Raw genomic sequence first — 1438 nt, 5'->3', positions numbered from 1 at the left:
GGGTCTACACTTTATCGTGTTGGTAGATTAATTCTACTGGCGCGATTTTTTTATACCAATTAAAAAAGGACATATATAATATCCTTTATAACCACGATTTTTGCCGCCAAACGAAAATCAAAAAATATAAAGAGGTATTATTATGTCCCAAAATGATTTTATCCTAAAGCTACTAAATATAACAGACACTAATATTAAAATCATTGATTGTATCGAACAGAATCACCGTTTCGAAGTAAGAGCGCAGCTAACTTACGCTTCATGCAATTGCCCAAACTGTGGTTTTAACATGATCAAATATGGCTTTAAATTCACTAAGCATTTTCTATTGAGTCTGAATGGCAAAGCCGTCAGACTCAATCTTAAAAGGCAAAGATTCTTTTGTAATAATTGCCACACAACGACTTTGTCTCACAGTCCTCAATTATTGATAGGCAAAAATGTAACCGTTGCTCTTAATAACTCAATTATCCAATTAGCCAAAGATTCTCTTACAATTAAAGAGATATCAAAAATAGTTGGAGTTTCAGCGACGACTGTTAGTCGTTCGCTTTACGATAATATTATTTTTCGACAATCCGCTAGAGTTTTACCAGTTAATCTCTGCTTTGATGAGTTTAGATCCACCGGTTCTGATATGTCTTTCATTTGTTGTGATGCGGATAATGACCACAAACTAGTTGGATTATTGCCAAATCGGTTGAACAAATCTATTATTGATTTTTTCTTAAACCATTACTCTAAGCAAGAAAGACAGTTAGTAAGAACAGTAACACTCGATCTAAACGCCCAATACCAAACCATTGTTCACCGTCTATTTCCAAACGCCGAAATTATTGTAGATAGATTTCATATAATCCAGCTTGTAAGCCGTGCTTTAGATAAGTCCAGACTTCTCGCTACGTCTGGATTAAATCATTTTTCTAGAGAATATAAAGTACTAAAATCCGAATGGAAAATATTCCACATACAAGAATCATCATTAAACGCGGTCGATTCGAAATATTATAGAGGTTTAAATGAATATACTACACAACAAAATATCGTTGATTTAGGGCTGAATCAAAATGATAATTTCAAAGACAGTTATGAAACGTATCAATCAGTTTTAGAGGCTATAAGAAATAATGATATTGATGCGTTAGGCGAAGCCATAACGCATTACAAACGGAATGGCAGTCCTATGGACATTGCCATGAGTACCTTAAAAAAGAATTTAAAATATGTTCTAAACAGCGGTAAATACAGTTATTCGAACGGTCCACTCGAGGGGATCAATAGAAAAATCAAGGCACTAAAACGTGGTTGTTTTGGATTCAAAAATCAAATGCATCTCTTTATGCGTATTCAACTTATAAGAGCGTAAAGAAAAAGAACCATACCAATTAAGGCATGATTCTTAGTAAAAGGTCTTACCAACATGATTTGACTTAGACCC

Annotated in this window: 1 protein-coding gene; it reads left to right on the top strand. The window is 33.9% G+C overall.

What is annotated here, in order from left to right:
• The first annotated feature begins 142 nt into the window (after nt 1–142).
• Nucleotides 143–1366, top strand: coding sequence for an ISL3 family transposase (locus tag FFM65_RS12000; RefSeq protein ID WP_137610124.1), 1224 nt, complete (start codon nt 143–145; stop codon nt 1364–1366).
• Nucleotides 1367–1438: the final 72 nt, after the last annotated feature.

The organism is Companilactobacillus formosensis (genome assembly GCF_005405305.1).
Classification (GTDB): domain Bacteria; phylum Bacillota; class Bacilli; order Lactobacillales; family Lactobacillaceae; genus Companilactobacillus; species Companilactobacillus formosensis.
The sequence above is the reverse complement of the archived record's forward strand: the minus strand, read 5'-3'. Positions and strand labels throughout refer to the sequence as shown.